Raw genomic sequence first — 17,216 nt, 5'->3', positions numbered from 1 at the left:
CAGAATCCGCACTTACTCGCCGCCGGCCTCGGTCTCGTCGCCGAGCTCTTTGTCGAACGTGAGCTCGTTGTTCAAGAACGGCAGCAGTACCTCGACCGACTTCCGCCCGTCGTGCAGGTCGCGCACGAAGGACGGTCCCGCGTCGGCGATCTTGCGGGCCGTGTCGCGCTCGGCGACGAGCCGCTCGATCACCTCCGACAGATCGTCCGGGTTCGCCTCGGCGATCGGCAGGTCGGTCGGCAGCAGGTCCCGGACCGGGTCCGCGATGTGCCCGACGGTGACCCGGCCGGCCGCCATCGCCTCGCACGCGAAGACGCCGTACGAACCGAGCAGCAACTGGTCGACCACGATGTCGGCGCTCTTCACCATCTCGGCGAGCTCCGAATGCGGCACGCCCTGGACCCGCTGGTACTTGATCAGGCCCCGCGCGTCCAGATCGGTCAGCACCGGGTCGACGTACGCCGAACCCTTGAGCGCGCTGGCCGACGGTGCGTGCAGCACCACCGGGACCTCACGCTCGAGCACCGGCTGGGTCGACACGAAGCCGTCGATGTCGACCGCCAGCGGCAGCCAGTAGCCGTTCTCGACGAACTCCAGCAGGTCGGGCGTGGTGACGAAGACCGGGCCGTTGTAGCCGTCGAGGTGGCGGCGCATCAGGTTGTTCGCGGCCTGCAGGCGCTGGGTCAGCTCGTCGTCCGGGTTGCGGAACGGCGAGTAGCGGTACTGCGCCCGGTGCTGCTCGGGATCGCGGATCTCCGACCCGTGGAACACCAGACCGTGCTTGATCCCGGCCTGGTCCAGCATCGGTACGTCGGTCGTCCACATCTGCCCGCGTTGCTGGCCGAACATCGGCCGGCCCGCCTCGAACAGCACGTGGGTGACCTCGCGCAACGCGTACGCCGTCAGCTCCAGCTGCCAGCGCAGGTCGGAGCGGTACTGCCGGTAGGTGCCCGTGCGGTGCACGCGGAAGTCGAACGCGCCGCTGCCCGTGGTCAAGGACTCGGCCTTGATGTCCGGAACCTCGCGCTCGAGCGCCGTCGCCCACAACCACGCCTGCCCGGCGCTGTTGACCGGCCCCAGCAGCAGGCGCCGCCCGGTCTTCTTGATCCGGCCGCCCGGCCGGATCACCTCGAGCTGCCGCCCCGTCAGCTCGCCGTACACCTCACGCAGCTTGGCCGCCTGCCCGGACCAGGACACTTCCTGCTGGTACGTCGGGTCGACGACCCGCTCGCGGTAGTTGTCCAGGTCACCGAGCACCGCACGGACCTTCGTCGCCAGGTCGTGCGCGTTCGCCGCGGTGAAGACCTCGCCGATCCGGGTCCGGTCGACGAACTCCTTCATGCTCGGCATGTCGCTGACCACCACCGGCAGGCCGGCGAAGGCGTACTCGAACAGTTTGTTCGGCAGCGCCATCTCGTGGCTCGGGTAGCGCAGGATCGGGATCAGCCCGATATCGGCGGTCCGGAGGAACGCGACCACCTCGTCCGGCTTCACCGGGTCCAGGCAGTGCAGCCGGTCCTGCACCTCGAGCTGCACAGCCTGCGCCTGCAACTCCCGGACGGCGTCGGTCGCCACACCAGGCACGCACACGACGGCCAGGTGCACGTCCGGCAGGTCGACCAGCGCCTGTACGGCGGTGTGGATGCCACGCGCCCGCGTCACGCCGCCGCTGTAAACCAGCAGCGGCACGTCGGAGGCGAGACCGATCTGGCTGCGAATGTCGGACACCTCGACCGACACGTCAGCCGGGTTCGGCGTGTTCATCACCACGGTCGGCTCGTGGTCGAGCTTGTGCTCGGCCCGCAGCCGCGCCGCGATCGCCGGGCTGACCGTGATCACCCGGTCCGCCGCACCGATGTACTCACGCTCGTGGTTGGCCCAGGCCGCGATCGAACGACGGGTGCGCGCGCCGTACTGCGACAGGCCCGCGACGTACTCGTGCGCGTCGTAGACGACCTTCAGCGTGCGGCCGCGCAGCTTCGCCCGGCCGGCGGCGCGGGTCGCGACACCGATCACGTGCATGTCGTGCGCGTGCACCACGTCCGGTTCGAGCCGGTCGATCAGGTCGCCGAACGCGATCTCCAGGTCCAGCGCTTCCGGGTGCAGCTTGCGCCACGGCGCCGGCCAGGGCATCCGGTGCAGGACACCGTCGTACGCCCGCCAGCTGAACTTGAACGGCGCATCGGCCTTGTTGCCCACACCCTTGCGGACCCAGGTGGCCCGCTCGGCGGCCTTCCAGCGCGCCCGGCGGAGCAGCCGGGTGGCGACGCCGGCCTTGAACTTGAGCGGATTACCCTGCCCCGCCTTCGCCCGCGCGATCGCGTGCCCGGAGTCGGCCTTGAGCTCCTTCAGCTCGGCCGAGATCCGCTGGCTGCGCGACACGTAGGTCGTGCGGTGCTTGTACCCCACCAACGGCGGTCGCCAGTCGCGGCGTGCCGTCCGGCTTCGTTTCCGTTCCTCACGCAGTGCGAAGGGCACCGCCACCCGGACGATCAGCGCACCGTCGAGCATTTCTCTCGACGGCAGGCCGCTGGCCGAGACCCCGAGCACAGTTACCTCTGCTCCGGTCTCGGCCAGTGCTGCGGCCTCTTTGCGGACCCTACTGTCGTTGGTGACGTCGTTGGCGACCATCATCACGACCCGCAGGTCGGCATTTGTCACTGGCTGACCGACCTTCCGATCACAATCCGACGGACACCCGCCCAGCGAGCCGGGTCGGTGCGGTCACGACCGTCGACGAGCACCTTCACACCCGGCAGGTCGGCCGGGCTCAGCTGCGCGTAGTCGGCGTGGTCCGCCTGCAGCACCGCCGCGTCCACCGGGGTGCCCAGCGTGTACGGCGTGAAGCCGAGCCCCTGGAGCTCCTCGTCGGAGTACAGCGGGTCGTGCACGGACACCTCGGCGCCGCGCGCCTTCAGCGCCTCCACGGCCGGGAAGACCCCGGAGAACGCCGTCTCCTTCACGCCACCGCGGTACGCCGCGCCGAGCACGACCACCTTCGCGCCCTTCAGGTCGCCGAAGGCGCCCTCGAGCAGGCCGATGGTGTAGTCGGGCATGCCGGCGTTCGCCTCGCGGGCGGCCCGGACGACGGTTGCCTCCGGGTCGGTCCACAGGTACAGCCGCGGGTAGACCGGGATGCAGTGGCCGCCGACCGCGATACCCGGCCGGTGGATGTGGCTGTACGGCTGCGAGTTCGACGCCTCGATCACGGCGTGTACGTCGATGCCGTTCTGGCCGGCGAACCGGGCGAACTGGTTCGCCAGGCCGATGTTCACGTCGCGGTAGGTGGTCTCGGCCAGCTTCGCCAGCTCCGACGCCTCGGCCGAACCGAGGTCCCAGACGCCGTTCGCGCGCGGCAGGTCGGGGCGCTCGTCGAAGTCCAGGACCGCCTCGTAGAAGGCGATGGCGCGCTTGGCGCCCTCCTCGGACAGGCCGCCGACCAGCTTCGGGTACTTGCGCAGGTCCGCGAAGACGCGGCCGGTGAGCACCCGCTCCGGGGAGAACACCAGGTGGAAGTCGGTGCCCTCGGTCAGGCCGGAGATCTCCTCGATCATCGGCTTCCACCGGTTGCGGGTGGTGCCGACCGGGAGGGTGGTCTCGTAGCTGACCAGGGTGCCGGGGCTGAGGTGCTCGGACAGCGAACGGGTCGCGTTCTCCATCCAGCCGAACTCGGGCTCGCCGGTCTTCTCGTCCACGAACAGCGGCACGACCACGACGACCGCGTCGCTGTTCGGGATGGCGTCCGCGTAGTCCGTGGTCGCCCGCAGGCGGCCGTCGGCCACGGTCTCGGCGAGCAGCTCCTGCAGGTGGGCCTCACCCGGGAACGGCTCCTTGCCGGCGTTCACCATCTCGACGAACTTCTCGTTGATGTCGACGCCGACGACCTGATGGCCCTTGGCCGCGAACTGGACCGCCAGCGGCAGTCCGATCTTGCCTAAGGCAACAACACTGACACGCACAGGTTCTCCACTAGGTAGTGATTCTTCATCGGGGGCCTCGGAGCTTCCGTTCCAGCGGGTGCTCGACGAACTTGTAGAGCAGCCACGAGGCAAAGATCGACAGGACGAGGACACCGGCGTACCACGTCAGGTTGGACCAGCCGATCGGGCCGGCCACGCCGTGGTGCTCCTTGATCGCGTACAGGATCGTGGCGTGCACCAGGTAGAAGGCGTAGGACCACTGGCCGAGCGCGACCATCGGCTTGCTGCGCAGGATCGAGCGTCCGCCGCGGGTGTCGCGGGACGCGACCGCGAGGATCAGGAAGCCGTACAGGAACGTGAGGATCTCCTTCTGGCACAGACCCATCGTGACCGCGCCCGGGAAGTTCGCCGGGTGGGCACCGGAGTACCAGAGGATGTACAGACCGCCGCCGGTGACCAGGAACGCGAACCACACCGGGATCCGCGGCTTCCAGCCGGACCGCAGCGAGATCGCCAGGCCGATGCCGAACAGGAACGCCACCGAATGCAGGATCGGTTGCGGCAGGATCGGCACGACGTCCTTGTAGTGGAACAACGCCAGCCGATAGGCGCCGCCCGCCACGATCACCGTGACGCACAGGATCAGGCCGCCGGTCGTCTTCAGCCGCTGCGTGGCCCGCCAGACGAACGGGAAGTACGCGTAGAAGAACGCCTCCACCGACAGCGTCCAGCCCGCCGGGTTACCGCCGTACAGGATGGTCGGGTTGTTCGACCAGCCGTGCACCAGGAACAGCGACAGCACCAGCACGCCCACCGAGATCGGCTTGATCCACGACATCCCGGCCGGCGGGTCGGCCCGGTAGAAGACGAAGAACGCCGCGACCAGGGTGAGGAAGTACAGCGGGAAGATCCGGGCGAACCGGCGCCGGTAGAACGTCCGGATCTTCGTGCCCTTCTGGGCAGACCAGGTCAGCACGAAACCGGACAGTACGAAGAAGAACGTGACGCCGGAGGTGCCGTACTTCAGGAAGTCGTAGACCGGCAGCGGCGCCAGGTTGGTCATGTGGTGGCAGAACACGAAGAAGGCCGCCCACCAGCGCAGGCCGGTGAGCGACTCGACTCGTGGCAACCGTCCACTGCGGGACACCGGCGGTGCGCCGGACTCGCCCGGGAAGGCACTGACAGGCGCGCCGGGAGGCGGGGTCCCCACATCGGCCGACCCGGGGGCTTCCTGGGTCGGCGGCGTTTGGTTCTCTTCGGCGGCCTTCGTCATGTAGTTACTCCGCGAGAGTGGCGACGACACGCTCAGCAGCGTGCCCGTCGCCGTAGGGCATCGGGCGTTCCCCCGTGGGAGCCGGCCGTGCGGCCAACCCGGGCAGCTTACTCACGTCGGATGTCAACACGTTCCACCCGTCCTCCAGCGTCTCCACCCACTCGGTCTCGGTGCGCAGCGTGGTGCACACCCGGCCGAGCAGGAAGGCCTCCTTCTGGAGACCGCCGGAATCAGTCACCACGCCGGCCGAATTGAGCACGGCGGCGACCATCTCCGGGTACGCCAGCGGCTCCCGGACGTGCAGCGAACCGTCCGGGCGCTCCAGCTTGATGCCGTGCTCCGCACACTTCGCGACCAGGCGCGGGTGGGCCAGCAGCAGCACCGGAGTACCGGCCGCGGCGAGACCGTCGACGATCCCGGCCAGCCGCGCCGGGTCGTCGGTGTTCTCGGCCCGGTGGATGGTCGAGACGACGTACTCGCCGCGCTTGAACGGGAGATCCAGCGGCTTGTCCTGGACCGCGTCGCGGACCCGGAAGCAGACATCCGTCATGACGTCGCCGACCAGCCGCGACTTGTCCTTCAGGCCCTCGTTCGCCAGGTGGTCCATGGCGACCTGGGTCGGCGCGAGCAGAAGGTCGGCGGCGTGGTCGGTGAGCACCCGGTTGTGCTCTTCCGGCATCAGCCGGTTGAACGAACGCAGCCCGGCCTCGAGGTGCGCGACCGGCAGGTGCATCTTCACCGCCGACAGCGTGCCGGCCAGCGTCGAGTTCGTGTCGCCGTACACGAGCACCCAGTCCGGCTTGTGCTCGTCCAGTACGGCGTCCATCGCGGCCAGCATCGCGCCGGTCTGGACGCCGTGGCTGCCGGACCCGACGCCCAGGTGGACGTCCGGGTCCGGGATGCGCAGGTCGGCGAAGAACACGTCGGACATGTTCTTGTCGTAGTGCTGCCCGGTGTGCACGATCACGTGCTGGTGCTCGGTCGCGGCGAATGCCTCCGCCACCGGCGCCAGCTTCACGAACTGCGGGCGCGCACCGACAACGCTCAGAACCTTCATACCTACTGAGACTCCCCAGCGATCGGGATGGTTCGGGCCTCGGACGCGGACTGGAGCACGGCCTCGGCGACCTTGACCGTCGTCAGACCCTGCTGCAGCGTGACGATGTCCGCCTCCTTGCCGAGCACCGCGTCGCGGAACGCCTCGTGCTCGGTGCGCAGCGGCTCGGGCTTGCTGATCGCGTACCGGATCATGTCGCCCTCGCTGACACCGCGGAAGTGCGCGACGTCGTCCCAGGCGGTGGCAACCGTGCCGTTGGCGTGGAACGACAGGTCGGCGGTCAGGGTGTCGGCGATGAACGCGCCCTTCTCACCGGTGACGACGGTGAGCCGCTCCTTCATCGGGGACAGCCAGTTGACCAGGTGGCTGGTGACGGTGCCGTCGGCCAGCTTGCCGGTCACCGCGATCAGGTCCTCGTACTGCCGGCCCGACTTGTGGGCGCTCTGCGCGGCCACCGTGACGAACGGCGACTGCGTCACCCAGGCGGTCAGGTCGATGTCGTGGGTGGCCAGGTCGAGCACCACGCCGACGTCGGCGATCCGGGCCGGGAACGGGCCCTGACGACGCGTGGTGATCTGGTAGGTCTCACCCAGCTCGCCGGCCTCCAGCCGCACCCGCAGCGCCTGCAGCGCCGGGTTGTACCGCTCGATGTGACCGACCGCGCCGACCAGCCCGGCCGCCTCGAACGCCTTCGCGATCTCGGTCGCCTCGGACGAGGAGCCGGCCAGCGGCTTCTCGATCATCGCGTGCACGCCGGCCTCGGCCAGCGCCTTCGCGATCTCGGCGTGGTACTGCGTCGGCACCGCGACCATGCAGTAGTCGAGCTTCTCGGCGATCAGCTGCTCGATGTTCTCGTGCACCGGACGACCGCCGGCCACGTTGAACTTGTCACCGCCCGGGTCGGCGACCGCAACCAGGTCGACGCCCTCGAGGGAGGCCAGCACCCGCGCGTGGTGCCGCCCCATCATGCCCAGGCCGATCAGGCCCGCACGCAGGTTCGCCATGGTCACGCACCCGCCTTCGCCACGGTGTTCACCGCGGCCACGATCCGGTTCAGGTCATCCTCGGACAGCGAGGGGTGGACCGGCAGTGAGAGCACCTCGGCCGCGGCCTTCTCGGTCTCCGGCAGGTCCAGCTCACGCCGGAACGACGGGAGCCGGTGGTTCGGGATCGGGTAGTACACGCCGCAGCCGACGCCGTACTCGGTCCGCAGGGCGTTCGCGAAGCCGTCGCGGTCCTCGGTCACCCGGATCGTGTACTGGTGGTACACGTGGCTGGCCTCGGCGGCCACGGCCGGGACGCCGACACCGGCGAGGTTCGCGTCCAGGAAGGCCGCGTTCTCCTGCCGCTGCTTGGTCCAGCCGCCGACCTTGGTCAGCTGCACCCGGCCGATGGCGGCGTGCAGGTCGGTCATCCGGTTGTTCAGGCCGACGACCTCGTTCTCGTACTGCTTGAGCATGCCCTGGTTGCGGAACAGCCGCATCCGGCGCTCGAGGTCGGCGTTCGCGACCGAGTTCATGCCGCCCTCACCCGACGTCATGTTCTTGGTCGGGTACAGGCTGAACATCGCGAACTCGCCGAAGGTGCCGACGGGCGCGCCGTTCCAGGTGGCGCCATGAGCCTGCGCGGCGTCCTCGAAGATCTGGATGCCGTGCTTGTCGGCGATCGCCTGCAGCGCGGTCATGTTGGCCGGGTGACCGAACAGGTGCACCGGCATGACGGCCTTGGTCTTCTCGGTGATCGCTGCCTCGACCGCCTTCGGGTCCAGGCAGAAGTACGTCGGCTCGATGTCGACGAACACCGGGGTGGCGCCGGTCAGCGCGACGCTGTTCGCGGTCGCGGCGAAGGTGAACGACGGGACGATGACCTCGTCACCCGGACCGACGCCCGCGGCCAGCAGGCCGAGGTGGAGACCCGACGTGCCCGAGTTCGTCGCGACGCACGCACGGCCGGAGACCAGCGCTGCGCCGAACTCCTGCTCGAACGCCGCAACCTCGGGGCCCTGGGCCAGCATGCCGGACTGCATGACACGGTCGACGGCCTCGCGCTCCTCCTTCCCGATGATCGGCTTCGCGGCCGGAATCGGCTGCACCATCAGTTCTCCTCCTGGTTTTCGTCGGCCGGCCGCAGCCGCCCGTCGGTTTCGATGTACATCTCGCCCGTGTTCGGGCACTTCCACTCGCCGTTCCCGACGTCGAGCAGCGGAACACCGGCCTTGCCGACCCACTTGAGCCGACGAGCCGGAACCCCGGCGACCAGCGCGAAGTCTGGCACGTCCTTGGTCACCACCGCACCGGCGGCGACGGTCGCCCAGCGGCCGATGGTGACCGGCGCCACGCAGACGCTGCGCGCACCGAGCGAACAGCCTTCCTTCATCGTCACCCCGACCGGTTCCCAGTCGTGCCCGCTCTTCGGCGACCCGTCCGGGTTCACCGCGCGCGGGAAGTAGTCGTTGGTGAGTACGACGGCCGGCCCGATGAACACGCCGTCCTCGAGGGAAGCGGGCTCGTACACCAGCGCGTAGTTCTGGATCTTGCAGTTGTCGCCCATCCGGACCCCGGTCCCGACGTAGGCGCCGCGGCCGACGATGCAGTTCTTGCCGAGGACGGCGTTCTCGCGGATCTGCGCGAGGTGCCAGACCGACGAACCGTCGCCGATCTCGGCGCTGTCGTCGACGTCGGCGGACGGCGCGATGCGGGACGTCACAGGGTCTCCTTCTTGATGAGCCAGGTTTGCAGTACTTCGGCCGAGCGGCGTCCGTCGTGCAGCTCCGCCACGAAGGCAGGGCCCGCGGCCGCCCGCTCGGCGGCGGCGTCGCGGTCGACGATCAGGCCGGTGACGACATCACCCAGGGTGTCGGGATCTGCCTCCACGATCGGCACCTCTCGCCCGGCCAGACTACGCACCCGTTGGCGCACAGCCTCACCGACGTACGAAACGACGATCCGCCCGGCGGCCAGCGCTTCCGCGGCCGCCACGCCGTACAGGCCGATCCGGAGTTGGTCGACAACGATGTCGGCGTCGCCGATGACGGCCGGCATCCCGCTGTGCGGCACGCCGGTGATCCGCCGGTACTCGATCCGGCCGCTGTCGTGCAGGCCGGTGAGGACGGCGTCGATCTCCTCGGTGCCCTTGAGCTTCGCGTTCGACGGAACGTGAGCGACGACAGGCTTGTCGTGGCCGAACAGGGGCCGGGCCGCCTGCTGCCAGGGCGCCGGGTCGATCGCGACCGGGAGCCATTGCGCGTTCGGTACGTCGTCGAGCAGGTCGACCGTGGACACGAAGACGGGAAGCTGCAGCGACTCGACCAGCTCCGCGTGCCGGCGCGCTTGCGGCTCCAGGCGATCGGTGAGCTCGTCACCCGGGGAGAACGGCGACCAGCGCTCGCGCTTCAGGTGCCGGCTGGGCAGGCGGATGTCGGAGCCGTGGAAGAGCAACGAGACGTTGATGCCCTTCGCGAGCATCGCCTCGATGTCGGGGCCGGCGTCGGAGTGGCCGCGGGCGCCGAAGATCGGACGCAGCGACTCCACCATCACGTGCGTGTACGTCGACAGGACGTGCTGCTGCTGGGCGCGCTGCCAGCGCGGCTGACCGAACCACGCGAGCGGTACGCCGTAGTCGTTCTTGAACTCGAACTGACCTTTGCGTTGCAAGCTGAACGAGACGGCGCTGACGTCCGGCAGGGTCCGAGCGGCCTGTGCCCAGGCGTGGCCCTGCCCGGCGGAGTTGGTCGGGCCGACCAGCATCCGCACCGGGGTCGTCGCTGCCGGCGGGAAGGCCGGCAGTTGCGCGTATGAGTACCGCAAGCCACGCAGGCGCCGCCGGACCGCTCCCGCGGTCCGGGCCAACGGCGCCGGCAGGTGCTCGCGGATCGTCATCGTCGTCGTGTCACCCATTACCTGCTGGTGCCTTCAGCTGGTCGAACTCGCGGCGGGCGGCCGGCAGACCGAGCACCACCGGGGTGCTCGCCTTCCGCTGGCCGAGGTTCCAGCCGGCCCAGATCGCACCGGCGTCCAGCGCCACGACCACGTCGGCCTTGTCGATGGTCGCCATCACGTCACGACGGCTGAGCACGCGCTCCCAGTAGGTCTTGCCGAGATCACTCGTCGCCCGCTGCCCCCGCAGGAACTTCACCGGCGCCGACGTCTTAATTGCCTTAGGCAACATCCGCCCGGCAACCTTACGCGCCCTCCGGGCCCGCCACTCAACCGCCTTCACAACCCGCTTGGCCCCAGTTGGCCGTGGCTTCGCCGCGGCGGGCGGAGGAGGAGAAGCGGCGGCCGCACCAGCGGTAGTGGAGGCGGCGTCAGCCGCACCGGTGGCGGCGGCGACCTCGGAGGCGGCCGGGGCGATCTTTGCCTCGTCGGCGACGACGGTGTCCGGGTCGGCGACAGCCTCCGGCGCGATGACCGCGTCCGGGGCTTCCTCCGATGCCTCGGCTACCGGCTCCGGTTCGGGGGCCGGTTGGGCCGGCATGCGGCCGGGGCCGATGAGGGTGAAGGTGTTGACCTTGTCGGCGACCCACGCGGACGGGGCGACCCAGCCGACGACGTCGATGGTGATGTTCTGGTCGCCGAGGTCCTCGCGGACCTGGTCGAAGTACGTCGGCGGCAGCCGCCGCGTGGACAGCAGTACGACGGTGCTCATGCCGCAACCCCCTTCACAGACGCAGCCAGCGACTCGATCCGCGGATCCAGCTGCAGGTCCCGCCGGTACGACGCGCCGAACTCGCGCGCCTTCGCCCGGATCCCCTCGTCCGCGGTGCGGGCCGCGTGGGCCGCCTCGACCAGCGCCGCCGCGATCGCCTCCGGCGTCACGTCCGCCACCGGGAACCACAACGGATGACCACGCAGTACGTCGGACGCCGCGTTCTCCGGGTCGTGCACCGATACGACCGGCAACCCGGTCGCGAGGTACTCGAACACCTTGCCGCTGGTCACGTACCGCCCCTTGCCCAGCATCAGCAGCTGGGCGTCGAACTCGTCGTACGCCTTGGCGATCTCGGCCTTGCCGACCGGGCCCTCGTAGCTGACCCCCGCCTCGGACGCGCTGTTGATCGTCGCGAGCATGTCCGCCCGCGGCTGCGCGTAGTACCCGAGGTAGCCGTAGATCTTGGCCTTCGCGCCGGCCAGCTCCCCGGACTGCTCCTTGGCGAGCTTCCAGCCTTCGACGAAGTCGGCCAGCGGCACCTTCGGCGAGACGGTGCCGACGTACCCGAAGACCAGCGGGCGATCCGTGACCGCACCGCGGTCCTGGGTGTCCGGCACCAGGTCGGGGTCGAACCCGTTCGCGACCGTGTGCATCTTCGCCGCGTGCGCCGGGTAGAGCTTCTCGTGCCACTCCTTGATCGGGTCGTTGACGAACCAGACCTCGCGAGCGGACTCGACCAGCTTCTTCTCCCACTTGGCCGCGCGGCTGTTCGGCTCGTGCAGCCGGTCGCCGGTGAACACGTCCAGCAGCCACGCGTCGCGGTAGTCCATCACGTACGGCACCTGGAACTTCTTGTGCAGGTGGTACGCCGCGGTGAACGCGACATGCGGGTTCGCGGTGGCGACGGTGAGGTCGACCTTGCTGGTCTTGTGGATCTGCTCGGCGGCCTTCTCGATCACCGAGCGCCAGGGCCCGTACCCGGTCTCCGGGAACGGGATCTGGTCCTGCTTGGTGCGCCACTTGCTCCACAGCTTCGGGTTCTGCGCGCGGCGCTTGGACCACTTGCGCAAGTCGGCCTCGAGGATCGGCCACTCGAACGGGACGCGGACCACCTCGACGGACGGGTCGACCCGCTCCTCGAGGGTCAGGTCCGCACCGGTGAACCGGAAGAACGTGTCGCGGTCGGCCGTCAGCACGGTCACCTTCCAGCCGAGCGCGGCGAACCGGTTGGCCGTGGCCAGTGCCCGGTAGACACCGCCGCCCCGGCAGGGCGGAAAGCCCCAGGCGACGTACAACAGGTGAGGGCGGTCGGTCATGCACTTCCTCTTAAAAGATTGAGAATCGCGTCGGCCAGGTCGTCGTACGGCGTGTTGGTCGGCAGATGCTCAGCCGCCCACTGCAGTGCATGATCATGCAACTTCTCCAGCTCACCTGGGTCCGCGGACCAACGCCGCAAGGTCTCGGCGGCCTCCGCCACCGAGTCCACCAGGACTCCGCCGCCGGACTCCTCGATCACCCGGGTCTGCCGCGGCAGGCGGGTGGACAGCACGGGAAGACCGCTGGCGAGGTACTCGTAGATCTTGGACGGCATCGCTTCCACGAACGCCGGCGTCGGCTGCAGCATGGCCAGGCTCGCCCAGGCACCCTGTGCGATCCGCCAGGCGTCCGCAGGTGGCTGGCGCCCGTGCAGCCGGACCCGGCCGGCGAGCTCGGGCTCCGCGATCCGGGCCTCGAGCCGGTCCCGGTCCGACGGTGCGACCGGGCCGACCAGGTCGAGGGACCACTCCGGCGCCGCGGCGACGGTCTCGACCATGTCGAACAGCCCACGGCTGGCCCGGAGGTCACCGACGTACACCGCGCGCGGCGTGCCGGTCGCGGGAGCCGGGGCCAGGAAGCCGTGGTCAGGAAGGTTCTGCACCACGAGGCGGTGCTTTGCCTCGTGCGGGGCCAGGTGTGAGTCGGCGACCACGGTGAGGTCGGCGCCCGCGGCCAGCTTCGACCCGGCGCGGACGATCAGCCGGGCAGGCAGACCGGCCGGGCCCTTGGCCCAGGCGCGATCGGCGAGCAGGCGCTCGTAGTCCTCGTGGACGTCGACGACCAGCTTGCGCCGGCGCAGGCCGGTGACCAGACGGGCGATCGGGATCATGTCCGGATCGACCGTCATCACCACCTTCGCCTTGGTCCGCCACGGCAGTACGGCGGTCCGGGCCAGCCGCTGCACCATCGTGCCGCGGGGCCCGGCGTGCACGACCGCGCCCGCGGGCCCGCCGGCGGCCTCACCGAGGCCCCAGAGCTCGACCGTGAGGTCGCGGTGCTGCAGAGCCGCGGTGATCTTGTGCAGGCGCGCGTCGGCGACGTCGTGACCGGTCGTGATGATTCCCACGTCCGGCGCCGTGCTGCGTGACATCGGTCAGAGGTCCTCGAGTGAGACGGCTTCTTCTTCCCCGACCTGCAGGAACTTGGTGTAGGCCTGGATGACCTCGTTGGGCTCGCCGCGCATCATCAGCTTGCCCTTGTGCAGCCAGATGCAGTCGTTGCACATCTCGCGGACGCTGCTCATCGCGTGGCTGACCAGGAACATCGTCCGGCTGTTCGAGACCAGTTCGCCCATCTTGGCCGCGGCCTTGGTCTTGAAGGACGCGTCACCGGCGGACAGCGCCTCGTCGATCAGCAGGATGTCCGGGTCCATGTGCACCGCGACGGAGAACGCCAGCCGGCTGAACATGCCGGACGAGTACGTCCGCATCGGCATCTCCATGAAGTCACCGAGCTCGGCGAACTCGGCGATCTCCTCGTACCGCGCCTCGATCTCCTTGCGGCTCAGACCGGCCGCCAGACCGCCGAGGACGACGTTCTCCTTGCCGGACAGCGCGGCGTTGAACCCGACGCCCAGCGACAGCAGCGTGGAGACCCGGCCGTGCACCTCGATCCGGCCCGACGTCGGCGGCAGGATGCCGGCCACCGCGCGCATCAGCGTCGACTTGCCGGCGCCGTTCGCGCCGATGATGCCGATGGTGGTGCCGTGGTTGACGTCGAAGGACACGTTCTGGACGGCCTTGACCTCGCGCACGGCGCGCTCGCCGCGGCCGAGCCGGATGATCGCGCTCTTGAAGGTCGGCACCCGCTCGAACGTGGTCCGGTAGGTGATCGACACGTCCTGCACCTTGACGGCGGGGATGTCCGAGGGGCTCTTCTGCATCGGCTTCTTCTCGGTCTCAGAGACGGACAACGAACTCACGCTCCCTCGACATGAAGAACAACGAGCCGATCACGAACGCGGCGCCCGCGAACACCGCGGCGCCCGCCCACATCTTCCACTCCGGGATGTGGCCCTTGACCAGCAGGTCGGTCCAGCCGCCCAGCAGCGAGTAGAGCGGGTTGTACTGGATGAAGCCCTTGAACTTGGCCGGAGCCTGCTCGGCGAACCAGAGCACCGGCGACATGTACAGCCAGATGCGCACGAAGTACGGCAGGAAGCTGGTGGTGTCGCGGAAGTACACCTGCAGCGCGGCGAAGACCATCCCCATGCCGGCCGCGAAGATCGTCAGCAGCACCAGGAACACCGGCGCGAGCAGCATCTGCCAGTGCAGCTTCAGCCCCACGATGACGTGGATCGCGAGGTACACGACCAAGGTCGGCAGGAAGCGGAAGAACGCCGTCCGCACCGCGGACAGCGGGAGCAGCATCCGCGGGAACGACTGGTTCATCAGCAGCTTGCCGCCGCCGACCACACTGGCGGCACCGGCCGTCATCGCACCCGAGAAGTAGTAGAAGGCGAACAGGCCGCCGCACATGTGAGCGAACCGCAGACCGGCGTCCACCTTCGTCGCGCCACCGGCGATGATGTCGGTGAGCAGGTAGTACACCAAGGCCAGCAACAGCGGGTTCAGCACCAGCCACACCTGGCCGAAGAAGGTGTTCGTGTGCGCACCCCGGATGTTGGTCCGGGACATCTCCGCTGCGAACTCTCTCCGCTGCCACAGCGCCCTGAAGTACGGACGCAGGGCCGGCAGACCGACCTTGTGTGGTTCGTACACGTGCACCGACGGGTTGAACTCCTCGTCGACGCTAGTCGCGTTCATTCAGGCGACGCCTCTCTCTGCCGGAAAGTTGGATCCACGATGGCCGAGCACCTGGGTTTCGGCGACTGCCGCCCGGGGTACGGCGGCGTGCCACGCAGACCGGGAAGCAGAGTAGCGGATCGGCTTCAACGCCGACGACACAGCGGTCCTCCTTAGTGAGCAACGACGTACAGACGGCTACCAAACCCCGTACGCCACTGCATCAGCAACACCTGAGTCGTCCTTCGCCGATCGTTATCCGGAATATACATTTGACAGCCGGGGACGACCAAAACGCCTTCCAGCCAAGTCAAATCGCGGTCAATTCATGGGTACGACGCTACGCACCCGGGCGAAGTTGACGTGACCTGCCACACCGGTTCCGTGACTGCTGTGACGACGGGACACCGATGTTATGGGCGGGACCCCGGAAGATGCTTCCTGGCCGGAGCGAGCCGGGCGGCGGACGTGACGCGCAACATCACATCCACGCTCCCCATGGACAGCCTCACCATCCACGGAGCACCGGTCTGCACCTTCCGGGGTTCCACCGTCGATCCGGCGGCGCGTCCACGCTGGGCGGAAGCGGACGCAAGCCGTGCCGGACCAGCCGGCACGATGACCAGGGCGGCGGTCATCGCGCACCTCGAATCCGTCTCCAGAACTGCTGCGGACGCCGGCAGGTGCGCGCAGCAGGTGTGGAGGCGGACCGGAGGCCGGCGGAGGACAGCGGCACGTGGAATCCCTGCAAAGATGCCAGCGCGCTGGGGACGGCAGCATCGACACGTTCGGCTTCGGCACACGGCGGAACCGGTCGCATCGGGCTTCTCCTCCTCATCGGCCTCACGATTGGAGATGCCACAGTTTGTACACCCTTCGGCACAGCCGGTGATGGCACGGAAGTGCGAGGGCACCGATGCGCCGGGATCGAGACCCAACCGAAACAGGCTCCGCTGACGAGACAGCCAACTCGGGCCAGAATTGGAACAGCAGCCCGGCGGCGCTCAGGTGGTCCGTCGCCGGGCTGCTGGACCTCAATTCTCGCTCACAACTGCGCAGAAGTGGTGGCCAGATGGTGACACGGCACAAGAATGCTGACAGGACAACAAATCTCGCTGCACGAATACACGTCGACACGGAAAGTGCCGACGGCACTGGACCACCCCATCTACGCTTGAGGGACGGTAGCGGACGGTGACAGCACTGGGAAGGGAGGGGAGCATCGTGAGCACAACCGACACGGAGCGTGCCGGCCATTTGAAGGTGCTCGGGCTCAACGACGACGAGATCGAGGTCTACCAGCACCTGCTGCGGACCGGCCCGTCGTCGATCACCGAACTGGACGACGCGGTCCCCGACCGGGAACGCTCGATCGACTCGATCCTGAGCGGGCTCGTGCAGGCCGGCCTGGCCCGGCGATCGGGCTCGGACCGCTCCCGCTACCTGCCGGTCCCCCCGGACGCGGGCCTGGAGGCGATGACGCTGCGCCGGGAGTCCGAGCTGAAGCAGGCCCGGATCGAGGTGCTGAACGCGTACGACGAGTTCCGCCGGACGGTGCACAACGAGTCGACCACGCACCTGATCGAGGTCGTCACCGGCAGCGCGATCGTCGAGCGGATCCACCAGATCAAGAGCGGTGTGCAGCGCGAGATCCTGGCGATCGACTCCCCGCCGTACTACATCGGCGGCCCGAACCAGGAGGAGATCGACCACCTCAAGCGCGGTGTCTCCTACCGCGTCGTGTACTCACCGGAGTCCGTCGAGGTGCCCGGCTACCTGACGGAGAACATCCTCCCGTGTGTGGAGGCCGGTGAGCAGGCGCGGGTGCTGCCCGACGTACCGGCGAAGCTGACGATCATCGACGGCTCGATCGCGTTCGTGTCGATGTCGGCGCGCGACACCGACGTGAACCGGTCGCTGCTGATCATCCGGCCGAGCAGCCTGCTGTCGGCGCTGATCGGGATGTTCGAGCTGTGCTGGCGCAACGCGCTGCCGCTGCACGCATCCGTCGGCACCGAGGACGACCGGCTGGAGCCCATCGAGCGCCGCCTGCTCGCCCTCCTGGCGACCGGCGCCGCGGACGACACCATCGCCCGCACGCTCGGCATCAGCCGCCGTACGTTCTTCCGCTACCTCGAACGCCTGATGAACCGCACCGGGGCCAGCACCCGCTTCCAACTGGCCCTCCACGCCGCCCGCGAAAACTGGCTCTAGCACACACCAAAAGGCCCGCACACGATCCGTGTGCGGGCCTG

General features: G+C 68.9%; 14 protein-coding genes. 1 reads left to right on the top strand and 13 read right to left on the bottom strand.

What is annotated here, in order from left to right; genetic code table 11:
* Nucleotides 1-12 precede the first annotated feature (12 nt).
* The 13 genes from ACIA58_RS09090 to ACIA58_RS09030 are packed head-to-tail and all read right to left on the bottom strand — an operon-like array spanning nucleotide 13 to nucleotide 14,982.
* Nucleotides 13-2,661, bottom strand: coding sequence for a glycosyltransferase family 4 protein (locus tag ACIA58_RS09090; RefSeq protein WP_396403043.1), 2,649 nt, complete (start codon nucleotides 2,659-2,661; stop codon nucleotides 13-15).
* Nucleotides 2,658-3,959 carry a nucleotide sugar dehydrogenase gene (locus tag ACIA58_RS09085; protein ID WP_396403042.1) on the bottom strand — a complete coding sequence of 434 codons (1,302 nt, stop codon included), beginning with the start codon at nucleotides 3,957-3,959 and terminating at the stop codon, nucleotides 2,658-2,660. Before ACIA58_RS09085 ends, ACIA58_RS09090 begins: the two co-directional genes overlap by 4 nt.
* A gap of 25 nt (nucleotides 3,960-3,984) precedes the next feature.
* The gene (locus ACIA58_RS09080) at nucleotides 3,985-5,193 is read right to left on the bottom strand and encodes an acyltransferase family protein (RefSeq protein WP_396403041.1); all 1,209 of its coding nucleotides are present in this window, start codon (nucleotides 5,191-5,193) and stop codon (nucleotides 3,985-3,987) included.
* 4 nt (nucleotides 5,194-5,197) lie between these two features.
* Nucleotides 5,198-6,250 carry a non-hydrolyzing UDP-N-acetylglucosamine 2-epimerase gene (wecB, locus tag ACIA58_RS09075; RefSeq protein WP_396403040.1) on the bottom strand — a complete coding sequence of 351 codons (1,053 nt, stop codon included), beginning with the start codon at nucleotides 6,248-6,250 and terminating at the stop codon, nucleotides 5,198-5,200.
* 2 nt (nucleotides 6,251-6,252) lie between these two features.
* The gene (locus ACIA58_RS09070; protein ID WP_396403325.1) at nucleotides 6,253-7,254 is read right to left on the bottom strand and encodes a Gfo/Idh/MocA family protein; all 1,002 of its coding nucleotides are present in this window, start codon (nucleotides 7,252-7,254) and stop codon (nucleotides 6,253-6,255) included.
* A gap of 2 nt (nucleotides 7,255-7,256) precedes the next feature.
* Nucleotides 7,257-8,348, bottom strand: coding sequence for a DegT/DnrJ/EryC1/StrS family aminotransferase (locus ACIA58_RS09065; protein WP_396403324.1), 1,092 nt, complete (start codon nucleotides 8,346-8,348; stop codon nucleotides 7,257-7,259).
* Nucleotides 8,345-8,956 (bottom strand): acyltransferase, encoded by a 612-nt coding sequence (locus ACIA58_RS09060; RefSeq protein WP_396403039.1) that lies wholly within the window; start codon nucleotides 8,954-8,956, stop codon nucleotides 8,345-8,347. The genes ACIA58_RS09065 and ACIA58_RS09060 overlap by 4 nt, the downstream gene beginning before the upstream one ends.
* Entirely contained in the window at nucleotides 8,953-10,146 is a 1,194-nt protein-coding gene (locus ACIA58_RS09055) for a hypothetical protein (protein ID WP_396403038.1), read from the bottom strand. Before ACIA58_RS09055 ends, ACIA58_RS09060 begins: the two co-directional genes overlap by 4 nt.
* On the bottom strand, nucleotides 10,139-10,897 hold the full coding sequence (locus ACIA58_RS09050) for a hypothetical protein (RefSeq protein WP_396403037.1): 759 nt from the start codon (nucleotides 10,895-10,897) through the stop codon (nucleotides 10,139-10,141). The genes ACIA58_RS09055 and ACIA58_RS09050 overlap by 8 nt, the downstream gene beginning before the upstream one ends.
* Nucleotides 10,894-12,216 carry a glycosyltransferase gene (locus ACIA58_RS09045; RefSeq protein WP_396403036.1) on the bottom strand — a complete coding sequence of 441 codons (1,323 nt, stop codon included), beginning with the start codon at nucleotides 12,214-12,216 and terminating at the stop codon, nucleotides 10,894-10,896. Before ACIA58_RS09045 ends, ACIA58_RS09050 begins: the two co-directional genes overlap by 4 nt.
* On the bottom strand, nucleotides 12,213-13,307 hold the full coding sequence (locus tag ACIA58_RS09040; protein ID WP_396403035.1) for a glycosyltransferase: 1,095 nt from the start codon (nucleotides 13,305-13,307) through the stop codon (nucleotides 12,213-12,215). Before ACIA58_RS09040 ends, ACIA58_RS09045 begins: the two co-directional genes overlap by 4 nt.
* Nucleotides 13,308-13,310: 3 nt before the next feature.
* Nucleotides 13,311-14,129, bottom strand: coding sequence for an ABC transporter ATP-binding protein (locus tag ACIA58_RS09035; protein WP_350853156.1), 819 nt, complete (start codon nucleotides 14,127-14,129; stop codon nucleotides 13,311-13,313).
* On the bottom strand, nucleotides 14,116-14,982 hold the full coding sequence (locus tag ACIA58_RS09030) for an ABC transporter permease (RefSeq protein WP_396403034.1): 867 nt from the start codon (nucleotides 14,980-14,982) through the stop codon (nucleotides 14,116-14,118). Before ACIA58_RS09030 ends, ACIA58_RS09035 begins: the two co-directional genes overlap by 14 nt.
* Nucleotides 14,983-16,185: 1,203 nt before the next feature.
* Here ACIA58_RS09030 and ACIA58_RS09025 point away from each other — a divergent pair.
* Nucleotides 16,186-17,175: a helix-turn-helix domain-containing protein gene (locus tag ACIA58_RS09025; RefSeq protein ID WP_396403033.1), complete on the top strand. Its 990-nt coding sequence runs from the start codon at nucleotides 16,186-16,188 to the stop codon at nucleotides 17,173-17,175.
* Nucleotides 17,176-17,216 lie beyond the last annotated feature (41 nt).

Source organism: Kribbella sp. NPDC051586, from assembly GCF_044453965.1.
GTDB lineage: Bacteria > Actinomycetota > Actinomycetes > Propionibacteriales > Kribbellaceae > Kribbella.
Note: the sequence above shows the minus strand (reverse complement) of the source record. Positions and strands in the feature narration are given on the sequence as shown.

Bases quoted from the DNA above. Each gene is read 5' to 3' on its own strand.
- ACIA58_RS09040 (WP_396403035.1), bottom strand. From the start codon at position 13,307: ATGTCACGCAGCACGGCGCCGGACGTGGGAATCATCACGACCGGTCAC.
- wecB (WP_396403040.1), bottom strand. From the start codon at position 6,250: ATGAAGGTTCTGAGCGTTGTCGGTGCGCGCCCGCAGTTCGTGAAGCTG.
- ACIA58_RS09030 (WP_396403034.1), bottom strand. From the start codon at position 14,982: ATGAACGCGACTAGCGTCGACGAGGAGTTCAACCCGTCGGTGCACGTG.
- ACIA58_RS09080 (WP_396403041.1), bottom strand. From the start codon at position 5,193: ATGACGAAGGCCGCCGAAGAGAACCAAACGCCGCCGACCCAGGAAGCC.
- ACIA58_RS09055 (WP_396403038.1), bottom strand. From the start codon at position 10,146: ATGGGTGACACGACGACGATGACGATCCGCGAGCACCTGCCGGCGCCG.
- ACIA58_RS09045 (WP_396403036.1), bottom strand. From the start codon at position 12,216: ATGACCGACCGCCCTCACCTGTTGTACGTCGCCTGGGGCTTTCCGCCC.
- ACIA58_RS09050 (WP_396403037.1), bottom strand. From the start codon at position 10,897: ATGAGCACCGTCGTACTGCTGTCCACGCGGCGGCTGCCGCCGACGTAC.
- ACIA58_RS09070 (WP_396403325.1), bottom strand. From the start codon at position 7,254: ATGGCGAACCTGCGTGCGGGCCTGATCGGCCTGGGCATGATGGGGCGG.